The sequence below is a fragment of the Bradyrhizobium sp. SZCCHNRI20481 genome (assembly GCF_032485055.1).
GTDB lineage: Bacteria > Pseudomonadota > Alphaproteobacteria > Rhizobiales > Xanthobacteraceae > Bradyrhizobium.
The window spans coordinates 188,151-210,351 of the sequence record NZ_JAUEUE010000007.1; the positions used below are offsets into that span (position 1 = coordinate 188,151).

Here is a 22,201-nt window from a genome sequence, read left to right on the forward strand (position 1 = left end):
AAGAATAATTAATCATTTAAAATCAGTTAGTTGAAGGGCGATCGGCGCGCGCCGGGAGGCCAAGGAAAAGGCCCGGCTCTCGCGAGCCGGGCCTGTTCGGCACCATCAGGGCTGTAACAATTCTCAGGTTGCCTGCCGGCGGAGGAAGGCCGGGATGTCCAAATGGTCGTCTCCCTGTGGCGCCGGGGACACAGGCGCGGGACGGCCATGGACATCCAGCCCCTGCGGCGCGGGACGGCGGGCATACTCCGAGACGGGCGATTCGTGGCTCGCAACCTGCTGAGCAACGTTCCGCTGCGGCTTCCGTTCCGGCAGCGGCGGCATGTGCGGCATGGCAGGACCCGCGGTCCGCACCGGCAGCAGAGGTTCGGCGTCCTCGTCCCGGCGGCCGAGACCGACATTGGCGAGACGCTGCAGCAGCGACATCCGGGTCTTCTGCGGATGCTCGTCGCCCTCGTCGCCCCTCGCCTGACGAATCTCGGCCTGGGCCGGCATCGGCAGGTCCTCGAACTTCGGCATGCGCGGCGCGCGGACCGGAACCCGCTCGGCGGCCTGCGGAATGAAGGTCTCGGGCAAGGCTGCCGGCTCGATCGGAGCCGCGCGCTGCGCCTCGGGCTCCGGGAACAGCGACGGCTTCTGTGCAATCGGGCGCACCGTCACATCGCCATAGGACGCTGCCTGCGCCGGGGCAGCCGACGGACCGGGCTCGCTTGCCATCGCGGCCGCGACGGCGGCCAGCGTATCGCGCTCGAGATTCGGCGCCGGACGCGGCGCAGGCGCCATCGGCGCGGGTGCCGGAGCGGCGACGGCCGGAGCCTGCGACGCCTGCTGCTCGAGCTTGGCGGCGCGTTCAGCCAGGCGCTGATTGTCGGCGCGCAGGCGCGCGGTCAGATCGGCGAGGCGGCTTTCAGGAAGACCCGCAACAGCGGTCGGGGCGGCGGCAATCGGAGCGACAGCCGCCGCCGGCTGTGAGGTCGTAACGTTCCGGTTGAACTGCGCCTGCTCGATGCCGGTGGCAACCACCGACACCCGGATCAGGCCGTCCAGCGATTCGTCGAAGGTGGCGCCGACGATGATGTTGGCGTCCTGGTCGACCTCCTCGCGGATGCGGGTCGCAGCTTCGTCGACCTCGAACAGCGTGAGATCCTTGCCGCCGGTGATCGAGATCAGGAGGCCACGGGCGCCCTTCATCGAGGAATCGTCGATCAGCGGGTTGGCGATCGCGGCTTCGGCCGCGGTCAGCGCGCGCTTGTCGCCGGAAGCCTCGCCGGTGCCCATCATCGCCTTGCCCATCTCACGCATGACGGCGCGGACGTCGGCGAAGTCGAGGTTGATCAGGCCTTCCTTGACCATCAGGTCGGTGATGCAGGCGACGCCGGAATAGAGCACCTGGTCGGCCATCGCGAAGGCGTCCGCGAAGGTGGTCTTCTCGTTGGCGACCCGGAACAGGTTCTGGTTCGGGATGATCAGCAGCGTGTCGACGACCTTGTGCAGCTCCGAGATGCCCGATTCTGCGGTGCGCATGCGGCGCGCGCCTTCGAAGTGGAACGGCTTGGTGACGACGCCCACGGTGAGGATGTTCATCTCGCGCGCGGTCTTGGCGATGACCGGAGCTGCACCGGTGCCGGTTCCGCCGCCCATGCCGGCGGTCACGAACACCATGTTGGCGCCCGAGAGGTGATCGCGGATCTCGTCGATCACCTCCTGTGCGGCGGCGGCGCCGACATCCGGCTGCGAGCCGGCGCCGAGGCCCTGGGTCACCTGCGTGCCCATCTGGATGATGCGCTGCGCCTTGGACATGGTCAGCGCCTGCGCGTCAGTATTGGCGACGACGAAGTCGACGCCCTGAAGGCCGGCCGTGATCATGTTGTTGACGGCGTTGCCGCCCGCGCCGCCGACCCCGAACACGGTGATCCGGGGCTTCAGCTCGTGGATATCAGGAGGGGTAATAGTGAGTGCCATGATTGCCTCTCGATCACGCGCGGGTGGGTTCGCCCCGGCCGCCGGCCGCGGTTGGTGTTGTTGGAAATCGCATGGGATGGAAACCGGTCATCAGAAGCCCTCGCGTAGCCATCGTCCGACCTTTCCGAAGTAGCCGTCGGTTCCTGTCCCGACCTGCCGCGTATGCCGCGGTTCGACATGTTCGAGGTGCGCGTATTGCGGATAGACCAGCAGCCCCGTCGGCACCGCGAAGGCGGCGTTCTTGGCCTCGTTGGGAAGACGGCCGAAGCCAAGCGGGCGGCCGACACGCACCGGGCGGTCGAGGATCCGGGTCGCAAGCTCGACCAGCCCCGTCAGCTGGGAGGCGCCTCCGCTGAGGACGACGCGCGCCTTGGGTTCTGCCGCAAAGGGCGAATCCTTCAGCCGGTCGCGGACCATTTCAAAAATCTCCTCTGCGCGGTGCCTGACGATGTTCGCGATGGTGGCGCGGGACACGATCTGCGGAACATCCCGCTCGTTGTCACCGGCCGTCGGAACAGACATCAACTCACGCGCGTCGGACCCGCCAGTCAGCACCGTGCCATATAACGTCTTGATTCGCTCGGCATCTGCAATGCACGCTGATAGTCCGCGCGCAAGATCCATGGTCACGTGATGCCCGCCGAGCGCAAAACCGGAGGCATGGACGAAGCGGCCGCCGGAATAGATCGCGATCGTCGTGGTGCCCGCCCCCATCTCGACCACGGCAGCGCCGAGATCGGCCTCGTCGTCGGTCAGCACCGACAACCCGGCAACATACGGGCTTGCCGCCATGGCCTCGACGTTGAGATGGCAACGCTCCACCACGAGCATCAGGTTCTTGGCCACGGTGGCGTCGGTCGTGACCACGTTCATGTCGACGCCGAACTGCCGCGCCAGCATGCCGCGGGGGTCGCGGATGCCCTTCACGCCATCGAGCGTGTAGCCGACGGGCAAGGCATGCAGCACCGCGCGCCCGTCGCCGGTGGCGTGATGCATGCCGGTTGAGGTCACGCGGCTGACATCGGCCTGGGTCACGGCGCCGCCGCGAATGTCCGAGGTGGCCTCGATCAGATGGCCCATGACGCGGCCGCCGGCGACCGGCAGCAGCACGGACTCGACCCGCACCCTGGCCATGCGCTCGGCCAGCGCGACCGCCTGCCGCACGGCCTGCTCGCATTCGACGGGATCGACGACGGCGCCGGCCTTGACGCCGCGCGACTGGATCTGGCTGTAGCCGATCAGCTCGACCGTGTGGGTGCGGCCGCGCAGCGCGTCGCTCGGCGGCGCCGGCTTCAGCCGCGCGATCATGCAGGCGATCTTGCTGGTGCCGACATCGAGAGAGGCCACAAGCGCGGTGCGCTTCTGGCCCATCGGGCGCGTCTTCGGAGTCTGGCGATCGAAGCCGGTCATGCGTCACCGGCCTTCTTCTTGGACTTCTTGTCCTTGAACAGCTCGCCGTGCGCCTTCGCTGCGTCCTCGGACAGTTGCACCGTCAGGCGGTCCGGCAGCCGCAAGTCGATGGCAACGATGTCGCGTGAGAACAGCCGATCGTCCTGATCGAGCTGGGTCAGGGTGGCGAGCGCGTTGCCGACATCGTGCTCGGGCAGGCGAATGTCGAGGCCGTCCTTGGTACGCAGGTTCCAGCGCCGCTCGCCGACGAACACGGCGGCCTTGGTGACGGCGCGCACCTGCGGGTAGCGGGCGAGCAGCGCCAGGAAATCGCGCGCGCGGCTCTCGGCCCCCTTGCCGACCACCAACGGCAGCGTCAGGAAACGGCGCGAGACATATTGCTCGAGCACGGCGCCGTCATCGGCGATGACCGAGAGGCGGCCCTCCTGCTGCCAGAGCGCGAACGCCTTGCGCTCGACGACGTCGATCTGCAGCTGGTTCGGAAAGAACTTCTGCACCGTGGCGTCGGCGATCCAGGGGTTGGCCTTGAGCCTGTCGCGCACGGCGGCGGCATCGAGGAACAGCAACGAGGAGCGGCCGGTGACGCCGCCGACAGCGAGGATCTCGTCCTGGGTGAGCTGCTTGCGGCCGTTGATCGCGACGGCCGTGATGCGGAAGCCGGCCGCATTGGCCAGCGCATTGCGGGTGTCGGACAGCGCCGCGCTGACGTCCTGGGCGTGGCCGCCCTTGACGATGCCGAGCCAGACGCTGCCGAACAAGAGCACCACGGTCGCCACGGTGCCGAGCCGGCGCGGCAAATAGCGCTCGACGAGCTCGACCACGCGCGGCGGCGCCTCACGCTCGACCATCGGCGCGAGCGCGGCCTGCATCGGCGCAAGATCTCTTCGGGTCGACCGCCGGCCCAGAGGTTGCTTCGTGTATCCCCGCGCGAAGCGGACACGCGGAAGGCGGGCCGAGACATACTCGCGCAGCAGGATTGCCGCGCCAAGGGCAGCGGCTTTCAGGTTCGCTTGAGGCCTCTGCGATCGAGCGAGGCGTCCTGCACCATCCATTGCACGAGCTCATCAAACTGTTGCGCCCGCAGATACTCGCGGACCCGCGCCTGCGCTCCCGGCCGGCCGGACACTGGTGACGTCACGACCCGGCAGCCGAGCACCACTGAGGCGCCAGCGTTAACCTTCGGACGTCCTGGTAAACAAAAAGTAAAATCGGTCCGGAGAGACGAATTTTTTCTCCGATTTATGAGGACCTTGCCTGGAATTCTTAAGCATTTTACAGGTTACAGGAACCATCGGGGGACGCCGGGCCGGGGGACCTCCGGTGCGTCTACCGCACGTTTGATCGGCGACTGCGCCCCTCGGCCAAGGCGATCTGCTGATTGAGGAAATCGACGAAGGCGATGCCCTGTGCCGCGAGCGCCTTGGGATAGAGCGAGGCCGCGGTCAGCCCGGGCAGCGTGTTGGTCTCGAGATAGACGGGGCCATTGGCCGAGACGATGAAGTCGGTCCGCGAATAGCCGCCGCAGGACAGCGCGCGATGCGCCTTGATCGCCTCCGTCTGCAGCGCGGCCGTCACCTCCGGACTGAAGCGGCCGGGACAGATCTCCTTCGTCGCCGCGGCGAGGTACTTCGCGAAATAGTCGAAGGCGCCGTCTGCGGGGAGGATCTCGATCGGCGGCAGCGCGATCAGCGATCCATCGGCCTGTTCGAGCACGCCGCAGGTCGCCTCCGTCCCGGTGACGAAGGGCTCGATCAGATACTCCTCGGTCGCGGCTGCCGCTTTGACGGCAACGAGGTCCTGGCTGGCGTTGACGAAGATCAGCCCGAAGCTCGATCCATCCTTCACCGGCTTGGCGATCAGCCTGCCGTAGCGCGCCAGCGCCGCTTCGGCGTCATCGAGCGCGACGCCCTCGGCCGCCGTCACCCCGCCGAGCACGGCGAAGCGCTTCGCCGCGACCTTGTCGAAGGCGAGGTGCGAGGCGGCCGAGCTCGAGCCGGTGAACGGCACGCCGCGAAGCTCGCACATCAGTTGAAGCTCGCCATTCTCCGCCCGGCCACCGTGGAGACCGAGCACCAGAACCCGATCCTCGGCCCTGGCGCGATCGAGAGCCTCGACGAGCGTCCCGATCCGGGGGCCATCGGCGGTGAACGGCTCCTCGAACGGCTTCGCATGCGCGACCAGCGCCGTGCCACTCGCCTGATGCACCGTGTCGTCGGCCTCCCAGAACCAGAGGTCAGCCTCGGGCAGCGCGGCATGCAGCGCCTTGGTGCTGGCGACCGAGACGAGGCGCTCCTTGTTGGAGCCGCCGAACAAAATCGTGGTGCGCATCAATGTCTTCTCGGTTGATCTCACAACCGCAGTCGCGATTGCGCTGACGTCACTTGAGCAAGCGGGGCGATCAGCTCGCCTTGACTCCGATCCGCTTGATCTCCCACTGCAGCTCGATGCCCGAACTCGCCTTGACCCGCGCACGCACGGTCTCGCCGAGCGTCTCGATGTCCTCGGCCGTGGCATCGCCGGTGTTGATCAGGAAGTTGCAGTGCATTTCGGAAACCTGGGCGCCGCCGACCTTGAGGCCGCGGCAGCCCGCGGAATCGACCAGCTTCCAGGCGGAATGTCCGGACGGGTTCTTGAAGGTCGAGCCGCCGGTCTTCTCGCGGATCGGCTGCGCCGTCTCACGATGCGCCTGCACCTCGGCCATGCGCGCCCGGATCGCCTCCGGCGCCGACGGCGTGCCGCGGAAGCGCGCTGCCGTGAAGATCAGCGACGGATCGGCGCCGCTCGCGCGATAGGTGAACTTCATCTCGGCATTGTTGAAGAGACGGGTCTCCCCGCTGCGGTCGATCGCAATCGCCTCGACCAGGATGTCCTTGGTCTCGCCGCCATTGGCGCCGGCATTCATCCGCAACGCGCCGCCGATCGTGCCGGGGATGCCGAACAGGAATTCGAGGCCGGCGAGATTGGCGGATGCTGCGACCTCGGCCACGCGCTTATCGAGCGCAGCCGTCCCGGCCGTGACGATGTCGCCTTCCGCCTTGACCTCACCGAACGCGCGCGGCGCCAAGCGGATGACGATGCCGGGCACCCCGCCGTCGCGCACGATGAGGTTGGAACCGACGCCAATGACGGTGACCGGCAGATCGGCTGGAAGCCGCCCCAGGAAATAAGCGAGGTCGTTGGCATCGGCCGGCGTGAACAACACCTGCGCCGGACCGCCGACGCGAAACCATGTGAGCGGCGCCAGGCTCTCATTGGCCAGCAGCCGCCCGCGCAGCTCCGGCATTGCGGCTTTGAGGTCGGGGGTGATGTCGAGGAAGGTCATGCGGCCGCTCTCGCATCGTGCCCCGACATCGTCAGGGTCGGCACGCACTCTCCGTTCCCTCCCCCCTTGTGGAGGAGGGTCAGGGAGGGGGGTGAGCCCCAGGCGCCGGCGCTCGTGGTACCCCCCTCTCCACCTCTCCCCCACAAGGGAGGAGAGAGCAGAGTATGCCGTGGAGCTACCAGCTCGCCCAACAATACCGCCCTCATCCCAGCGCCTTCAACTCGCCGGGCAGCGCGTAGGCCCATTGCGTGATGTTGTTGCCGGCACCGAGGCAGACGACGAGATCACCCGGCTTGGCGAGGCCCTTGACGATGCCGGCGAGGTCCGCGGCCTTCGGCAGCGGCACCACGTCGCGATGGCCGTGGGCGCGCAGGCCGAGCACGAAATGGTCGCGATCGACGCCTTCGATCGGGGCTTCGCCTGCCGCATAGACGTCGGCGACGACGACGGCGTCGGCGTCGTTGAAGCAGGTGCAGAACTCCTCGAACAGGGACTGCAGCCTTGTGTAGCGATGCGGCTGCACCACGGCGATGATCTTGCCGTTGGTGGATTCGCGCGCCGCCTTCAGCACGGCCGCGATCTCGACCGGGTGATGGCCGTAATCGTCGATCACGGTCACGCCATTCCATTCGCCGGTGCGGGTGAAGCGGCGCTTGACGCCGCCGAAGCCGGCAATCGCCTTGCGGATGGCCTCGTCGGACAGGCCGAGCTCGCGCGCGACCGCGATGGCCGCCGTTGCGTTCGAGGCGTTGTGCCGGCCGGGCATCGGCAGCGCGATGTCGGCAATCTCGTGCGTCGCGCCGCTCTTGCGATCGCGGAACACCACCTTGAAGCGAGAGCCGCCGCCCATCGGCGTCAGATCGACGAGGCGCACATCGGCCTGCGGGTTCACGCCGTAGGTGATGATGCGGCGGTCCTCGATCTTGCCAACCAGCGTTTGCACCACCGGGTGATCGATGCACATCACGGCAAAGCCGTAGAACGGCACGTTCTCGACGAAGGTGCGGAACGCCTCCTGCACGGCGTCGAAGGTCTTGAAGTGATCGAGATGCTCGGGATCGACATTGGTGACGATGGCGACATCCGCCGGCAGCTTCAGGAAGGTGCCGTCGCTCTCGTCCGCCTCGACCACCATCCACTCGCCGCCGCCGAGCCGCGCATTGGTGCCGTAGGCATTGATGATGCCGCCATTGATGACGGTGGGATCGAGCCCGCCGGCATCGAGCAGCGCCGCGACCATCGATGTCGTCGTGGTCTTGCCATGGGTGCCGGCGATGGCGACGCAGCTCTTCAGCCGCATCAACTCGGCCAGCATCTCGGCGCGGCGGACGACGGGGATGCGCTGGGCGCGCGCGGCCATCAGCTCGGGATTGTCGCGCTTGATCGCAGTGGAGACGACGACCACATCCGCGCCGGCGACGTTCTCGGCCTTGTGCCCGACGCTGACGGTGATGCCCTTCTCGCGCAGGCGTGCGACGTTCGCATTGTCCGAGGCGTCCGAACCCTGCACCGTGTAGCCGAGATTGCACAGCACCTCGGCGATGCCGCTCATGCCGATGCCGCCGATCCCGACGAAGTGGATGGGTCCGATCTCGCGCGGCAGTCTCATGGGGCGTCTCGTCTCAAGGGTTCCGGGCGCCCGGCGGAGGGGCGCGACCGCGAATCATCAGCCCTTCTTGCAAGACATGACCGGCCTGGACAAGTCCGCCCCGGCCGTAAACATCGCCAAATTCGCAGGCGCCCGCCCGATTTTGGCCGGCTTTGGCAGCTTCGCGGCCGCGATGGGCGAGCAGTTCCCGCCGGGGATGCCCGCTTCACAAATTGTTAAGCGCGATCCCACGCAAACCCGTCCCAACGGGATACCTGCAATTTTTGCGCGTTCACCGCGTCAGTTCGCGTGGCATGGGTAGTGCCGCGGCCGGCGTGCCGGTCGCGCATCTTTCAACTCTTGATGGAGAATCCCCGCCGATGTGCTCGCTGTGTGAAACGCACCCTCCCGTATTGTCCCGCCGTCGGCTGCTCGGCGGCGGCGCAGTGCTGGCTGCCGCGGCGCTCGGCGCGCTTCCGGCGTTTGCGAAGGAAGCCAAGCAGACGAGCGACATCGCAACACCCCCCAACGCGATCTCGCCGGACGACGCGATGAAGCGCATCGTCGATGGCAACGCGCGCTACGTCGCCGGTAATCTCGACAACAAGGATTTCTCGGCCGGCCGCGCGGCGCGCGCCGCGGCACAGTACCCGATCGCCGCGATCGTGAGCTGCGCCGATGCACGGGTCGCGCCGGAGCTGGTGTTCGATCAGGGGCCCGGTGAGCTGTTCGTGGTCCGGGTCGCCGGCAATTTCGTCAACGACGACGGTCTCGCCAGCCTCGAATATGGCGTCAAGTTCCTCGGCACGCCTCTCGTGCTGGTGCTTGGTCACAGCGGCTGCGGCGCCATCGATGCCACGATCAAGGTGCTCAAGGACGGCACCAAGCTGCCTGGCCACCTGCCCGCCCTGATCAATGCGCTCAAACCCGGCGTCGAGGCCGCGATCGCGAAGAAGCCGCAGGACCTGCTGGCCGAGGCCACCGCGGAGAACGTGCGCAACAATGTCCGGCGCCTGTCGACCGCCAAGCCGATCGTCGGCCGCATGGTCGCCGAGGGCAAGGTGAAGATCGTCGGCGGCATCTATGACATCGGCTCCGGCCGGGTCACGATGATCTGACGCGTCAAGCTGGCCGCAGCGCGCGATCCGCACGCGCGGCTGCGGCCGCGAGCCAGCACACCTGGTGGCAGAACCAGGCCTCCACGGAAGCCACGAAATCCGGCATCAGCGTCAGATGCCGGCGCCCGTCGCCAAAGCGCAGCAGACCGCGCTCCTCCATTGTCGCCAGCAGATTGCGGATATGGGAGCGCGAGACGCCCAGCGAGGTCGCAAGCTCCGCCGTCGAAATCTCGACGGCCTCGCGCCCAGCGGCGGAACGGGCGACGAGTGTCAGCGCCAGATGGATGCCGCTGTCGTGCTCGTCGGTCCAGGCGAGATCGGGAAATCCCGTCAGGGGCCGGTTGTCGCGGCAGAGCCAGCTCGCACATTGCCGGATCGTCTCCGCGTAGAACGCGGCGTCGTCCTGCAGACGAAGGCTCAGTCCGTCGGCATGCGTCAACCGCGCGTGGCAATCCAGATGCATGGCAAGCCAGCCTCGCAGACCCTCGAGGATGACGGCGCCTGGCACCAGATAGCGGATGCGGGCGTCCCCGGGATCGCGCTCGACGGTCACCAGCGACAGACCGCGCAACAGCGCGACGAACGCCGCCGTCTGCCGCGGTCCCGGCAGCCGCATCTGCAGGCGCGTCAGGGTCGGCCGCTCGGCCGACTTGCGCGCCGACATGTGCATCATCACGATGTGCGCAGCAATTTCCGTCGGGGCGCGCTGACCGAACAGCTTGATCATCAGGCGCTGACCGCGCAGGGGCGCAATCAGCTGATCGCAAAATCCGACGAACACGGACACGAAGGACGGATGGCGTCGCAAACGCATCGGATGATCATCCGCCGCGATGGCGCCCTGGTCAGCGCTCTGGTTCGTCATCGCATCACCGCGCACTCGATCAACTAGAGCGCCGCCGTCCTGATCACGAGGTCGGCCAGCCGCTCGGCGGCATCGAGCCGCCCGGCCGCGCGCGCAGCCTGGGCCATCGCTGCGAGACGCGTGGGCTCGGCGGCGAGCGCCGAGATCTCGGAGGCCAGCCTGTCGGAGGTGAATTCGCTCTGCACGATCCGGATCGCGGCGTTCGCGTCCGACAGCACGCCGGCATTGGCGAACTGGTCCTGGTCGATGGCGCCGGGCAGCGGCACCAGGATCGAAGGACGGCCGATCGCGGCGAGCTCGGCGACGGTACCGGCGCCGGAACGCGAGATCACGAGGTGATTGGCGGCAAGCCGCGCCGGCAGGTCGGTGAAGAAGGGTTGCAGGTCGGCATTGATCTTGAGCCGGTCATAGACCGCGCGCACCCGCGCCATGTCCTCCTGCCGCACCTGCTGGGTCAGCACCAGTCGGCCCCAAAGGGCCGGCTCCAGCCGCTCGATCGCGCCGGGCACGATGTCGCTCATGATGCGCGCGCCCTGGCTGCCGCCGACGACGAGCAGCCGCAACGGGCCCGAAGTCTCCGGCGCCACATAGGGCACGGCCGCCGCTTCGAGGATGGCGGGACGCATCGGCGTGCCGACCGTGGTGGTCTTCGCCGAAAGCGCCGGATCGCGGTCGAGCACGCCAGGCAGCGACGTCGCGATCGCCTTCACATGCGCGGACAGGAAACGGTTGGCGCGGCCGAGCACGGCGTTGGCGTCGTGGATCAGGCTGGGCACGCCGGCGAGCCGCGCCGCCAGCAGCGGCGGCACGGTCGGATAGCCGCCGAAGCCGATCACGGCCGCGGGCTTGAGCCGCCGCATCAGGTTGAAGGCCGCGATGGTGCCGCTGCCGAGCAGCAGCGCGGTGCGCGCCAGCGCCAACGGCGAACGGCTGCGCACGGTCTCGCTCGGCACCACGTCGATCATGTCCGGGGTGAACAGGCCGCTGTATCGCAGCGCGCGCTCATCGGTGACGAGACGGACGCGATAGCCGCGCCTGATCAGCTCGACACCGAGCGCTTCAGCAGGAAACAGATGGCCGCCGGTGCCGCCGGCCGCGAGCAGAATGAGAGGCGCGGTTGAGGTCATGCGCTTGTTTACAGGCAATGTGCGGTCATTGCGAGCCAGGCAGCCTAGGCGTAATTGCGCAGCGCGCCGGCTGCGTCGCCGGCCTCGACCTCCATCCGCGGCCGCTGTCGGGTCAGCGCCAGCATCATGCCGACGCCATAGGCCAGCGACACGATCGAGGAGCCACCGTAGGAGATGAAGGGCAAGGTCATGCCCTTGGCCGGGATCAGCTGCAGGTTGACTGAGATGTTGATGGCCGCCTGGATGCCGAACAGGATCGCCAGACCCGAGGCCGCGAAGCGCGCAAAGCCGTCCTCGGTCGCATAGGCGCGCGACAGCGTGCGGATCACGATGAAGGCGAACAGCGCGACCAGCGCCAGACAGAGGATGATGCCGAACTCCTCGGCGGCGACCGCGAACACGAAATCGGTGTGGCTGTCCGGCAGGCTGCGCTTGGCGATGCCCTCGCCCGGCCCCAGCCCGAACCAGCCGCCGTTGGAGAACGCCTCCATCGCGGTGTCGACCTGGAAGGTGTCGCCCGATGCCGGGTTCATGAAGCGCTTGATGCGGCCGGCGACGTGCGGGACCAGCAGATAGGCGCCGAACAGACCAGCGGCCGCGGCGCCGGCGAGGCCCGCGACCCAGATCATGCGCATGCCGGCGATGAAGAACAGCGAGCCCCAGACCATCAGGACCAGCATGGTCTGGCCGAAATCCGGCTCCATCACCAAGAGCGACACGAGCATCATCAGCAGCACCAGCGCCATCGTGGTCGCCGGCATGTCGGGCCGCCGCGCCGATTCCGAGAACAGCCAGGCGGAAACCACGACGAAGGCCGGCTTCGCGGCCTCGGACGCCTGGATGTTGACACCGATCAGCGTGATCCAGCGCCGCGAGCCCTTCACCTCCGGCCCGATCGCGAGCGTCAGCACGATCAGCACGATGGCGACCGCGAACACCACCAGCGCACTGCGCCGGATCTGGCGCGGCGACAGGAAGGAGACGCCGATCAGCACGATGAAGGACGGCAGCAGGAACAGGACGTGGCGGTTGAAGAAGTGAAACGGATCGAGCCCGATCCGGGTCGCGACCGGAGGGCTGGCCGCCAGCGACAGGATCACCCCGCACAGCATCAAGGCGAGGATGGCGCCGAGCAGCGGGCGGTCCACCGTCCACCACCAGTCGGACAGCGGATTGCGTTCTTCACGGGAGAGCATCGGGCGTCCACCTGAGGCCTTAAGGAATCAGACCATTGGCGCCCAGGATGGTTATTGAAGGGTTAAGGATTCCTCCGCTGTCGTCCCGGACAAGCCGTGACGCGCCAGCGCGTCGCGGCGCCGATCCGGGACCCATACGCCGCGGCCATCGTGAACGGACAAAATGCCAACGACCCGCGTGCCTCAAACCGCTTCATGGGGGTATGGGTCCCGGCGTTCGCCGGGACGACACCGGTGTGTGCTGCTGCAGATGCGCGTCGTATCGTTCAAGCGTCCGGCCTGCTGAGCAAACACCGTCATCCTCCGCGCAGAGGAGAATCCAACACACCGTACCGTCGCGATGAAGCTACGCCACCGGGTTCACGCCCGGCAGAGCCTGCACCAGCTCGCGGAAGCGCGTGCCGCGGATCTCGAAGTTGCGGAATTGGTCGAACGAAGCGCAGGCCGGCGACAGCAGGACCACGGCCTCCTTCAGGCCGGAGGCTTCAGCGTCTGCAGCCGCCTGCGCCACCGCGATCTCCAGCGTGCCGGACATCTCGTGCGCCACCTTGTCACCGAGCGTGCCGGCAAACTCCGCGGCCGCCTCGCCGATCAGATAGGCCTTGCGGATGCGCGGGAAGAAGCCCGCGAGGCTGGTGATGCCGCCGGCCTTGGGCTTGCCGCCGGCGATCCAGAAGATGTCGGCGAAGGACGACAGCGCATGCGCGGTCGCATCCGCGTTGGTGCCCTTGGAGTCATTGACGAACAGCACGTCGGCGCGGCGGCCGACCTGCTCCATGCGATGCGCGAGGCCCGGAAAGCTGCGCAGCCCTTGCTGCAGCACGTCAGCAGCGACGCCTAGCGCGAGCGCAGTCGCCGCGGCGCAGGCCGCGTTCTGCGCATTGTGCTGGCCGCGCAGCGAGCCGATGCCGCCGAGCCGCGCGATCTCGCTGCGTGCCCCGCCCGAGCTTCGCACGATCGTCTCGTGCTCGACATAGATGCCATCGGCCAGCGGGTTCTTCACCGAGATGCGCACCACGCGCTTGCCGCCCTGCTCCAGCCGGTCAGCGGTCGTGCGCGAAAACCCGTCGTCGACGCCGACGATCGCCGTTCCCTCACGCTTCACACCCGCCACCAGCCGCTCCTTCACCGCTGCGTAGTTCTCGATCGTGCCGTGGCGGTCGATGTGATCCTCGCTGACATTGATCAGGATGCCGACGGTCGGATCGAGCGACGGCGTCAGGTCGATCTGGTAGGACGACATCTCGATCACATGGACGCGGCCCATGCGCGCGGGCTCCAGCGACAGGATCGCGGTGCCGATATTGCCGCCCATCTGGGTGTCGTAGTTGGCGACGCGCATCAGGTGCGCGATCAGCGCCGTCGTGGTCGACTTGCCGTTGGTGCCGGTGATGGCGACGAACGGCGCATCCGGCGCGTGGCGCCTGCGCTCGCGGCAGAACAGCTCGATATCGCCGATCACCTCGACCCCGGCCTCGCGCGCCCTGAGCACGGTCCAATGCGGGACGGGATGGGTCAGCGGCACGCCCGGCGCCAGCACGAGTGCGGCGAAATCCGCCCATGACACGGTGCGCAGATCGGCCGTCACGAAGCCGGCCTTGGCGGCCTCCGCCAGCCGATCGGCGCCGTCATCACCTGCGACGACCTCGGCGCCACCGGCACGCAACGCATGGCACGAGGCCAGACCCGAGCCGCCGAGCCCGAACACGGCGACGGTCTTGCCGGCGAATGAAGTGACCGGGATCATCTCAGCGCAGCTTCAGGGTGGAGAGACCGACGAGCGCCAGCATCACCGAGATGATCCAGAACCGGATCACGATCTGCGGCTCGGTCCAGCCGAGCTGCTCGAAATGATGGTGGATCGGCGCCATCCTGAAGATGCGCTTGCCGGTCAGCTTGAACGACGCGACCTGCACGATCACCGACACTGCTTCCAGCACGAACAGGCCGCCGATCACCGCCAGCACGATCTCGTGCTTCACGGCGACCGCGATCGAGCCGAGCATCCCGCCGAGCGCGAGCGAGCCGGTGTCGCCCATGAAGATCGAGGCGGGCGGCGCGTTGAACCAGAGGAAGCCTAAGCCCGCGCCCAACACCGCGCCGCAGAGCACGGCGAGCTCGCCGGTGCCCGCGACGTAATGGATCTGCAGATAGTCGGAGAACACGGCATTGCCGACGAGGTAGGCGATCAGACCGAAGCTCGCCGAGGCAATCATCACCGGCACGATCGCAAGTCCGTCGAGGCCATCGGTCAGGTTGACGGCATTGCCTGCGCCGACGATGACGAAGGCGCCAAAGATGACATAGAGCCAGCCGAACTTGAAGACGAGGTCCTTGAAGAAGGGAATCGCCAGCCCTGTCGAGGATGGATCGCGGCCGAGGCGAACCAGCGCATAACAGGCGACCAGCGCGATTGCAGCCTCGATCAGCAACCTGAGGCGGCCAGCGAAGCCCGAATGCGACTGCTTGGTGACCTTCAGATAGTCGTCATAGAAGCCGACGAAGCCGAAGCCGAGCGTGACCGCGAGCACGATCCAGACATAGGGATTGAGCGGATTGGCCCACAGCACGGTGGAGACGACGAGCCCCGAGAGGATCATCAGTCCGCCCATCGTGGGCGTGCCCTTCTTGCTGATGATATGCGATTGCGGGCCGTCGGTGCGGATCGGCTGGCCTTTGCCTTGACGCAGCCTGAGATGATCAATGATCCAGGGGCCGAACAGGAACACGAACAGCGCGCCGGTGACCACGGCGCCGCCGGTCCGGAAGGTGATGTAACGGAACACGTTCAAGAGCCCGCGAAACACCGAAAGGCTCGGAAACGTATTCGTCAGCTCGATCAACCAGTAGAACATCCAACCCGCCTATGCCGCCTCACCGAGACTAAGCCACGCCAACACGGTTGCTCGTGCGCGAATCCGGTCCAGTCTCTTTTAACCATGAACGGGGCCGGGTGCGAATCGTAGCCCGACGGGAACGATCCGTCCGGCATGACCGCTTCGGCCACCAGTGGAAAACTATCCTTCTGCCGCGCCGCGATATCGCCCGATTTCAACCGACGCCCTGCAACGCCGCGGCGAGCTTCGACACGAACTTGTTGACCCAGAAGATCTTCTTGCTGCCCTTGATGACGACGACGTCGCCCGGCGCGAGCAGCGCCGCGACCCGGCCGGGATCCAACGTCACCGGATCCTCGTGCCAGCCGAGCCGCTTCGCTTGCGGCAGGCTGTCGAACAGGTGACGCATCAGCGGACCGACGCAATAGACGCCGTCGACCCCGGCGAGATGAGCGACCATCCCCTGATGATAGGCCGGCGCCTCGTCGCCGAGTTCAAGCATGTCGCCGATGATGGCAATGCGCCGCCCCCGCACCGGCCGCGCCTGCAGGCTGTCGAGCGCCGCCGCCATGCTGGCCGGATTGCCGTTGAAGCTGTCGTCGATCAGAACGATGTCGCCGATGGTCTGCTCGACGCCGCGGCCCGTCATGATGCCGACCTGGCCGAGCGTCGGCGCGAGCAGCGCCGGATCGAGCCCGGCCGCCGCGATGGAGGCGAGCGCCGCCAGCGCATTGTGCAGGCGATGCGGCGCCCCCGGCGTCACCGTGAAGGCGACGCGGCGACCGGCGATGTCTGCCGACACATCCCAGCTGTCGCCGCGCGAGGTGTGCGCGAGCTCGCGCACGTCAGCGCCGCCACCGAAGCGGGTCACTTTGCCCGCCCATTCTGGCGCAGCGAGATCGGCCGGCAGCACGAGAACGCCGTCAGCCGGCAGCCCGCACGCGATCGAGACTTTCTCTTTCCTGATCGCTTCCAGGCTGCCGAGCTTCTCCAGGTGCACCGGCTGCACGTTGACGACGAGAGCCACCGTCGGCTGCGACAGCTCCGTCAGCCGCGCGATCTCGCCTTTTTGATTCATGCCCATCTCGACGACCCAGACCGAAGCGCCCGGATCGGCATTGCACAGCGTCAGCGGCACGCCCCAGAAATTGTTGAAGCTCGACGGGCTGGCTGACGCTCCGGGATAGGCGGCGATGAACTCCTTGGTCGAGGTCTTGCCGGCGCTGCCGGTGAGCCCGATCACCGGGCCATGAAAGCGCGCCCTTGCAGCGCGCGCGAGCGTCCACAATCCATCGATCAGCGTGTCCTGCACCACGAGCTGCGGCACGGTGATGCCGTCGATCCTGTGCGGCACGATCATCGCGACGGCGCCGGCCGCTTCGGCGTTGGCCGCAAACTCCCAGCCGTCGCGGCTGGAGGCGAAGCTCGACACGAAGCCACCGCTCGGCGTGCCGCTCAGCGCAACGAACAGGCTGCCGGGCTTCACGGCACGGCTGTCCTGCGTCACGAAATCGATCGGGCTCTCCGGATAGTCACCGGCGAGGCCGAGCGCGCGCGCCGCCTCCGCCACGGTCCACAGCGCCTTCGTCATGGTGTCCTCGATGCCAACGCGTCCGCGACCGCTTCGTGATCGCTGAAATGCAGAACATTGCTGCCGATGATCTGTCCGGTCTCGTGGCCCTTGCCGGCGATCACGAGCGCATCGCCGGGCTGCAGCTCGCCAATCGCGACCTGGATCGCCTCCGCCCGATCGCCGATCTCGCGCGCACCGGGTGCGGCGGCGAGGATCGCGGCGCGGATCGCAGCCGGATCCTCGCTGCGCGGATTGTCGTCGGTGACGATGACGCTGTCGGCCCCTTCAGCGGCGATCGCGCCCATCAAAGGGCGCTTGCCGGTGTCACGGTCGCCGCCGGCGCCGAACACGACGACGAGTTTTCGCGCAGCATAGGGCCGCAGCGCGTGCAGCGCCTTGGCAAGCGCGTCCGGCTTGTGCGCGTAGTCGATGAAGATGGGTGCACCATTGTGCTCGCCGACCAGCTCGAGCCGGCCCCTGGCGCCCTCGAGCTGCTCGAGAGATTCGAACACGGCTTGCGGATCGCTGCCGGTGCCGATCGCAAGGCCCGCCGCGACCAGCGCATTCTCGATCTGAAACGCGCCGACCAGCGGCAGGCGGACCGCATGCATGCGGCCGCAATGCTGGATCTGGAGCTGCTGAGCAAAGCCGTCGATTGCAGTGGCCACCAGCCGGATGCCCTCTCCAGCGCCGTCCCCATGCGTTCCCACCGTCATCAGGCGAAGACCGCGTGTCTGCGCCGCGGCGATGACCTCCGGCGAGCACTCATGATCAGCCGAGATCACGGCAGGGCCGCCCGGCGGCACGAGATCGCGGAACAGCCTCAGCTTGGCGTTGAGGTAGTGCGTGATATCAGGATGATAGTCCATGTGGTCGCGCGACAGGTTCGTGAACCCGCCGGCCGAGACCCTGACGCCATCGAGCCTGAATTGATCGAGCCCATGCGACGAGGCCTCGAACGCCAGATGGGTGACGCCATCCTGCGTGATCTCGTCGATCTGCCGATGCAGTGCGATCGGATCCGGCGTCGTCAGCGAGCCGTAGACGGTGCGTTTGTCCGACACCAGCCCGACGGTGCCGATGCTGGCCGAACTGTGGCCGAGGCGCTGCCATATCTGGCGCGTGAAGGCGGCGACCGACGTCTTGCCGCTGGTGCCGGTGACGGCGGCAATGGTCGCCGGCTGGCGCGGATAGAACCGAGATGAAGCGAGCGCGAGCGCCCGCCGAGGGTTGGGCAGCGCGATGAATGGCACGGCCAGCTCCGTTCCAGGGCCCGCCGCGCCGGCCACGGCGACCGCGCCGGCCGAGATCGCCGCCGCGATGAAGCGGGCGCCATCGGTCTTGGTGCCGGACAGAGCAAAAAACAGGTCGCCGGGCCGCACAGCGCGGCTGTCCACCGCGAGGCCGGAGATCTCGACAGCGGCGATGCGGGCGTCGAGCGTCGCCTGATCGCCCAGGAGGTCCTGAAGTTTCATCCTGGTTCCGTGCCAGTCCTGGCCCCGCCCCGGGCGGCGGCAGCTCCAAAGCCCGCGATTCGACGACGGCTTACTGTGTCAGCCGCGATGCTGCAAGAATTTGGCGGTCGGACGGCGGCAGGTCGAAGCGGGGCTCGATTCCCAGCAGCGGCCCGATCCGGGAGATCACGGCACCAGCCGTCGGCGCGGCATTCCAGCCGGAGGTGATGAAGCCATAGGTTTCCTTCAATGACTGCGGCTCGTCCAGCATGATCAGGAGCTGGTATTTTGGCTTGTCTGCCGGGATCACGGCGGTGAAGAGGGTCAGCACCTTCTTCTTGGCGTAGCGGCCGTTGATGACCTTCTCGGCGGTGCCGGTCTTGCCGCCGATGTAATAGCCCTTCACGTCGGCCTTGCGCGCGGTGCCGACCTCGGCGTTCAGACGCATCAGGTAGCGCATCTTCTCCGAGGTCTCCGGCTTGATCACGCGCTTGGCGACCTGCATCGCCTCTGCCTCGGTGCGCTTCATGAAAGTCGGCGGGATCAGATAGCCACCATTGACCAGCGCGCTGACACCCATCACGCCCTGCAGCGGCGCCACCGCCATGCCGTGACCGAACGCGATCGTGACCGTGTTCAACTCGGCCCAGCGCTTGGGCAGGATCGGCGAGGCGCTCTCCGGCAACTCGGTGCGCAACCGGTCGAACTGGCCCATCTTGCGCAGGAACGCCTTGTGCGCGTCCACGCCCTGCGCCAACGCGATCCTGGCAGCACCGACGTTGGACGAGAAGTAGAACACTTCCCGCATGTTGAGGAAGCGGCCCTTTGGTTCGTCGTCGTGAATCGTAAACTTGCCGTAGTGCAGCGGTCCGCGCGCATCCCACAGCGAGTTGAGATCATACTTGCCGCTGTCGAGCGCCATCGCCAGGGTGAAGGCCTTGAAGGTCGACCCCATTTCGTACACGCCCGTGGTCAGGCGGTTGATCCGATCGGGATCGTGCGCTTCCTTCGGGTTGTTCGGATCAAAATCCGGCAGCGAGACCATGGCGATGATCTCGCCGGTCCTGACATTGACGACGAGACCGGAAGCCGCCTTGGCCTTGAACTTGTCCTTGGCCTTGAGCAGCTCATCGCGCAGCGCGTGCTCGACGCGCAGATCGACCGAGAGCTCGATCGGGCGCTGCAGGCGATCGGTGGCGAAGCCGGCGCGATGGAGGTCGGCGAGGCCCTGATTGTCGAGCCACTTCTCCATACCGGCGATGCCCTGGTTGTCGATGTTCACCAGGCCGATCAGATGGGCGACCTCGTTGCCGGTCGGATAGACGCGCTTGTTCTCGCGCAGGAAGCCGATGCCCGGCAGGCCGAGGCGATGAATGTCCTGCTGCTGCTTCGGTGTCATCTCGCGCTTCAACCAGACGAAACCCTTGCGCGACAGCAGTCGGTCGCGGACCTCGCCCGTATCGAGATCCGGCAAGGTCGCCGTCAGAAGCTCGATCGCCTCGTCCTTGTCGATGAGGCGGCGCGGCTCGGCGAACAGGCTCGGCGTCTTCACGTCGGTGGCGAGTACGGCGCCATGACGGTCGACGATGTCCGGCCGCGCGGTGGCGATGGCGTCCTGCTGCGCGGCACGCCGCGCGCTCGGACCATCCGAGCCGATCGCGAACATCACGAGGCGGCCGCCGATGATCGCGTAGACCGCGGCAAAGGCGACGATCGCGAGGCCGACGCGCACGCGCGCCTTGGCAGTGCGATCGACATCGCGCCCATACAGCAGCGTGCGCACCAGTCGCTGCCGCCAGGGCTCCTGCGGCTTGACGTGAGGCCGAGGCTGATCGCTCATTGCTGATCCTCCGGGCGACGCACCGATCCGGTCACGGGGGGTTCTTCGTTGATCGCGTCGATCGCATCGATCATCGATCCGATCGGATCCGGATTGTCCGGTCGCGCAAATCGCGGCGGCCGCTCCGGCAGATTCTTCAGGCTGTCGTATTGTGTGGCGTTGAGCGGCTTCAGCGGCAGATGCCGTTCGACCAGCCCTTGCAGCCGCAGCGGCGCGTCGAGCTTGGCCCATTCCGCGCGCAACACTGCGATGGCCTCGCGCTGCTCGCGGATCTCAGCGCGCAATTGCAGCACGCGCTCGACCCGTGCCGTCGAGTCCATCTTGATGCGATAGACATAGGCCGCCGCGAAGATCAGCGAGCAGATCACGACGAGGTGCAGGAGGCGCATCGGTCACCCTCCTCGCAGGACATCGGCCAGGCGCGGCCAGGGGGACGAGGATGCCGAGGCGTGCGCCGGCGCGGCCGTGCGTTCGGCGCCGCGCAGCTTGGCGGACCGTGCCCGGGGATTGGCTTCGGTCTCGGCCTCCGCGGCCACCACCGGCTTGCGGTTGAGCAGTTGGAAGCTCGGTACCTCCTGGGCCACCTCGGGCCGATGGCGGGAGCCGCCGCCAGTCCTGCTGCGCTCGGCCAGGAACGTCTTGACGATGCGGTCCTCGAGCGAATGGAACGAGACGACCGCGAGGCGGCCGCCCGGCGCCAGCACGCGCTCCGCAGCCGCCAGCGCCTGTTCGAGCTCGTCCAGCTCCTCGTTGACGAGAATGCGCAACGCCTGGAACGTGCGCGTCGCCGGATGGATGTCGCCAGGCTTCGATCTCACCACGCGCGCGACGATGTCGGCGAGCTGCCGCGTCGTCGTGATCGGCTGCTCCTTGCGCGCGGCGACGATGGCCCGCGCCACGGCGCGGGAGTGCCGCTCCTCGCCAAAGATGTAGATGACGTCGGCCAGATCGCGCTCGGCAGCGTGCGCAACGACATCGGCAGCCGTCGGCCCCGTGCCGCCCATCCGCATGTCGAGCGGGCCGTCGAACCTGAACGAGAAGCCGCGCGCGGCGGAGTCGAGCTGCATCGAGGATACGCCGACATCCATCACGACGCCGTCGACATGTGTGAGGCCTTGCGATGCACAGATTTCGGCCAATGCCGAGAAGCGGTTCTCGACCAGTGTCAGGCGACCGCCCGCTTCGGCGAGGAGACTCGCGCCGCCGGCGATTGCGGTGCTGTCGCGATCGATCCCGATCACCCGTGTTCCCGCCGTCGCCAGGATCAGGCGCGTATAGCCACCCGCGCCAAAGGTCGCATCGACATAGGTTCCGCCGGCGCGCGGCGCCAGCATCTCGACCGCTTCGGGGCCGAGCACCGGGACGTGTCGCTGGTCAGCCGTGCTCACGCGGCCGCTCCGCAAGCGCGCCGTTGCTTCAGACTGACTTTGTTCGGCAGCGAGCCCATCGCGCCTTCGATCCTCGCGCCCGTCAATTCGCCAAGCCATCTCCCGGGACGGTCGGTCATCCGTCGAGCCGTCCCGACATCAGCGGCACGATCCGGCCTTGTCGAGACCCTCGATCCGACAGCGATCGCGCGGCGCCGGAGCGCCCCGGAACCGCTTTCGATCGTGATCTGCCGTGCAGGACCTTGCATCGTGGCGGCTTGCCGTCCCGAAAGCCGGCTTGGCTCTTCACCACTCAGTAACGGCGTTTAGCGTTAACAAACAGTTGACGGTCTGTGGCGGATGTTGGGCACTTGGACCGCGAGGCGGAGCTGCCCGGTAGACCGTTCGTCCTGCACGCCGTCGCGCCGTTCGGCGGACTGGCAATCGCCATACAACGGTCCGCTCAATAGCGAGGGCTCGCATGCGATTTCGATTGCGGCTGGGACATGTAAAAGAGTAGTGCCTGCCCATATTCGGTTTGA

At 67.3% G+C, this 22,201-nt stretch carries 19 protein-coding genes; 3 read left to right on the forward strand and 16 right to left on the reverse strand.

Annotated elements, in window-relative coordinates:
• Positions 1-123 precede the first annotated feature (123 nt).
• The 6 genes from ftsZ to murC all read right to left on the reverse strand — a co-directional run bounded on the left by ftsZ (position 124) and on the right by murC (position 8,303).
• Positions 124-1,962, reverse strand: a complete 1,839-nt coding sequence (gene ftsZ, locus QX132_RS13565; RefSeq protein ID WP_316161483.1) for a cell division protein FtsZ — start codon at positions 1,960-1,962, stop codon at positions 124-126.
• A gap of 90 nt (positions 1,963-2,052) precedes the next feature.
• A complete protein-coding gene (gene ftsA, locus QX132_RS13570) occupies positions 2,053-3,372 on the reverse strand; it encodes a cell division protein FtsA (protein WP_315736788.1) in 1,320 nt (439 codons plus the stop codon).
• Positions 3,369-4,424, reverse strand: coding sequence for a cell division protein FtsQ/DivIB (locus tag QX132_RS13575; protein ID WP_316161485.1), 1,056 nt, complete (start codon positions 4,422-4,424; stop codon positions 3,369-3,371). The genes ftsA and QX132_RS13575 overlap by 4 nt, the downstream gene beginning before the upstream one ends.
• Positions 4,425-4,698: 274 nt before the next feature.
• Positions 4,699-5,700: a D-alanine--D-alanine ligase gene (locus tag QX132_RS13580; protein ID WP_315736785.1), complete on the reverse strand. Its 1,002-nt coding sequence runs from the start codon at positions 5,698-5,700 to the stop codon at positions 4,699-4,701.
• Between the two features lie 70 nt (positions 5,701-5,770).
• Complete coding sequence (gene murB, locus QX132_RS13585; RefSeq protein ID WP_315736783.1) at positions 5,771-6,694, reverse strand: UDP-N-acetylmuramate dehydrogenase; 924 nt, start codon at positions 6,692-6,694, stop codon at positions 5,771-5,773.
• Positions 6,695-6,896: 202 nt separating this feature from the next.
• Entirely contained in the window at positions 6,897-8,303 is a 1,407-nt protein-coding gene (gene murC, locus QX132_RS13590) for a UDP-N-acetylmuramate--L-alanine ligase (RefSeq protein WP_315736782.1), read from the reverse strand.
• 67 nt (positions 8,304-8,370) lie between these two features.
• Between murC and QX132_RS13595 the strand changes: the two genes are divergently transcribed.
• Complete coding sequence (locus QX132_RS13595; RefSeq protein WP_316161489.1) at positions 8,371-8,604, forward strand: hypothetical protein; 234 nt, start codon at positions 8,371-8,373, stop codon at positions 8,602-8,604.
• 58 nt (positions 8,605-8,662) lie between these two features.
• Positions 8,663-9,400: a carbonic anhydrase gene (locus QX132_RS13600; protein WP_315771395.1), complete on the forward strand. Its 738-nt coding sequence runs from the start codon at positions 8,663-8,665 to the stop codon at positions 9,398-9,400.
• A gap of 4 nt (positions 9,401-9,404) precedes the next feature.
• Here QX132_RS13600 and QX132_RS13605 read toward each other — a convergent pair whose 3' ends face one another.
• Positions 9,405-10,064, reverse strand: a complete 660-nt coding sequence (locus QX132_RS13605) for a helix-turn-helix domain-containing protein (RefSeq protein ID WP_316161491.1) — start codon at positions 10,062-10,064, stop codon at positions 9,405-9,407.
• Positions 10,065-10,079: 15 nt separating this feature from the next.
• Between QX132_RS13605 and QX132_RS13610 the strand changes: the two genes are divergently transcribed.
• Complete coding sequence (locus QX132_RS13610) at positions 10,080-10,292, forward strand: hypothetical protein (protein WP_316161493.1); 213 nt, start codon at positions 10,080-10,082, stop codon at positions 10,290-10,292.
• Here QX132_RS13610 and murG read toward each other — a convergent pair.
• The 9 genes from murG to rsmH form a co-directional block, all read right to left on the reverse strand.
• A complete protein-coding gene (gene murG / locus QX132_RS13615) occupies positions 10,289-11,392 on the reverse strand; it encodes an undecaprenyldiphospho-muramoylpentapeptide beta-N-acetylglucosaminyltransferase (protein ID WP_316161494.1) in 1,104 nt (367 codons plus the stop codon). The two genes, QX132_RS13610 and murG, sit on opposite strands and share 4 nt — an antisense overlap.
• A gap of 44 nt (positions 11,393-11,436) precedes the next feature.
• Positions 11,437-12,588 (reverse strand): putative lipid II flippase FtsW, encoded by a 1,152-nt coding sequence (gene ftsW, locus QX132_RS13620; RefSeq protein WP_315736776.1) that lies wholly within the window; start codon positions 12,586-12,588, stop codon positions 11,437-11,439.
• Between the two features lie 346 nt (positions 12,589-12,934).
• Positions 12,935-14,335 carry a UDP-N-acetylmuramoyl-L-alanine--D-glutamate ligase gene (murD, locus tag QX132_RS13625; protein ID WP_316161495.1) on the reverse strand — a complete coding sequence of 467 codons (1,401 nt, stop codon included), beginning with the start codon at positions 14,333-14,335 and terminating at the stop codon, positions 12,935-12,937.
• Between the two features lies 1 nt (position 14,336).
• Positions 14,337-15,443 (reverse strand): phospho-N-acetylmuramoyl-pentapeptide-transferase, encoded by a 1,107-nt coding sequence (gene mraY / locus QX132_RS13630; protein WP_315736774.1) that lies wholly within the window; start codon positions 15,441-15,443, stop codon positions 14,337-14,339.
• A 196-nt stretch (positions 15,444-15,639) separates the two neighbouring features.
• Positions 15,640-17,016, reverse strand: a complete 1,377-nt coding sequence (gene murF, locus QX132_RS13635; RefSeq protein WP_315811267.1) for a UDP-N-acetylmuramoyl-tripeptide--D-alanyl-D-alanine ligase — start codon at positions 17,014-17,016, stop codon at positions 15,640-15,642.
• Positions 17,013-18,473: a UDP-N-acetylmuramoyl-L-alanyl-D-glutamate--2,6-diaminopimelate ligase gene (locus tag QX132_RS13640; RefSeq protein WP_316161497.1), complete on the reverse strand. Its 1,461-nt coding sequence runs from the start codon at positions 18,471-18,473 to the stop codon at positions 17,013-17,015. The genes murF and QX132_RS13640 overlap by 4 nt, the downstream gene beginning before the upstream one ends.
• Before the next feature lie 70 nt (positions 18,474-18,543).
• Entirely contained in the window at positions 18,544-20,292 is a 1,749-nt protein-coding gene (locus QX132_RS13645) for a penicillin-binding protein 2 (protein WP_315811266.1), read from the reverse strand.
• A complete protein-coding gene (locus tag QX132_RS13650) occupies positions 20,289-20,681 on the reverse strand; it encodes a hypothetical protein (RefSeq protein ID WP_315713444.1) in 393 nt (130 codons plus the stop codon). The genes QX132_RS13645 and QX132_RS13650 overlap by 4 nt, the downstream gene beginning before the upstream one ends.
• A gap of 3 nt (positions 20,682-20,684) precedes the next feature.
• Positions 20,685-21,680: a 16S rRNA (cytosine(1402)-N(4))-methyltransferase RsmH gene (rsmH, locus tag QX132_RS13655; RefSeq protein ID WP_316161499.1), complete on the reverse strand. Its 996-nt coding sequence runs from the start codon at positions 21,678-21,680 to the stop codon at positions 20,685-20,687.
• Positions 21,681-22,201: the final 521 nt, after the last annotated feature.

Bases quoted from the DNA above. Each gene is read 5' to 3' on its own strand.
- QX132_RS13580 (WP_315736785.1), bottom strand. From the start codon at position 5,700: ATGCGCACCACGATTTTGTTCGGCGGCTCCAACAAGGAGCGCCTCGTC.
- QX132_RS13645 (WP_315811266.1), bottom strand. From the start codon at position 20,292: ATGAGCGATCAGCCTCGGCCTCACGTCAAGCCGCAGGAGCCCTGGCGG.
- ftsA (WP_315736788.1), bottom strand. From the start codon at position 3,372: ATGACCGGCTTCGATCGCCAGACTCCGAAGACGCGCCCGATGGGCCAG.
- QX132_RS13650 (WP_315713444.1), bottom strand. From the start codon at position 20,681: ATGCGCCTCCTGCACCTCGTCGTGATCTGCTCGCTGATCTTCGCGGCG.
- QX132_RS13640 (WP_316161497.1), bottom strand. From the start codon at position 18,473: ATGAAACTTCAGGACCTCCTGGGCGATCAGGCGACGCTCGACGCCCGC.
- QX132_RS13575 (WP_316161485.1), bottom strand. From the start codon at position 4,424: ATGGATGGTGCAGGACGCCTCGCTCGATCGCAGAGGCCTCAAGCGAAC.
- mraY (WP_315736774.1), bottom strand. From the start codon at position 15,443: ATGTTCTACTGGTTGATCGAGCTGACGAATACGTTTCCGAGCCTTTCG.
- murD (WP_316161495.1), bottom strand. From the start codon at position 14,335: ATGATCCCGGTCACTTCATTCGCCGGCAAGACCGTCGCCGTGTTCGGG.
- murC (WP_315736782.1), bottom strand. From the start codon at position 8,303: ATGAGACTGCCGCGCGAGATCGGACCCATCCACTTCGTCGGGATCGGC.
- murB (WP_315736783.1), bottom strand. From the start codon at position 6,694: ATGACCTTCCTCGACATCACCCCCGACCTCAAAGCCGCAATGCCGGAG.
- ftsZ (WP_316161483.1), bottom strand. From the start codon at position 1,962: ATGGCACTCACTATTACCCCTCCTGATATCCACGAGCTGAAGCCCCGG.
- QX132_RS13600 (WP_315771395.1), top strand. From the start codon at position 8,663: ATGTGCTCGCTGTGTGAAACGCACCCTCCCGTATTGTCCCGCCGTCGG.
- murF (WP_315811267.1), bottom strand. From the start codon at position 17,016: ATGACGAAGGCGCTGTGGACCGTGGCGGAGGCGGCGCGCGCGCTCGGC.
- murG (WP_316161494.1), bottom strand. From the start codon at position 11,392: ATGACCTCAACCGCGCCTCTCATTCTGCTCGCGGCCGGCGGCACCGGC.
- ftsW (WP_315736776.1), bottom strand. From the start codon at position 12,588: ATGCTCTCCCGTGAAGAACGCAATCCGCTGTCCGACTGGTGGTGGACG.
- QX132_RS13605 (WP_316161491.1), bottom strand. From the start codon at position 10,064: ATGTCGGCGCGCAAGTCGGCCGAGCGGCCGACCCTGACGCGCCTGCAG.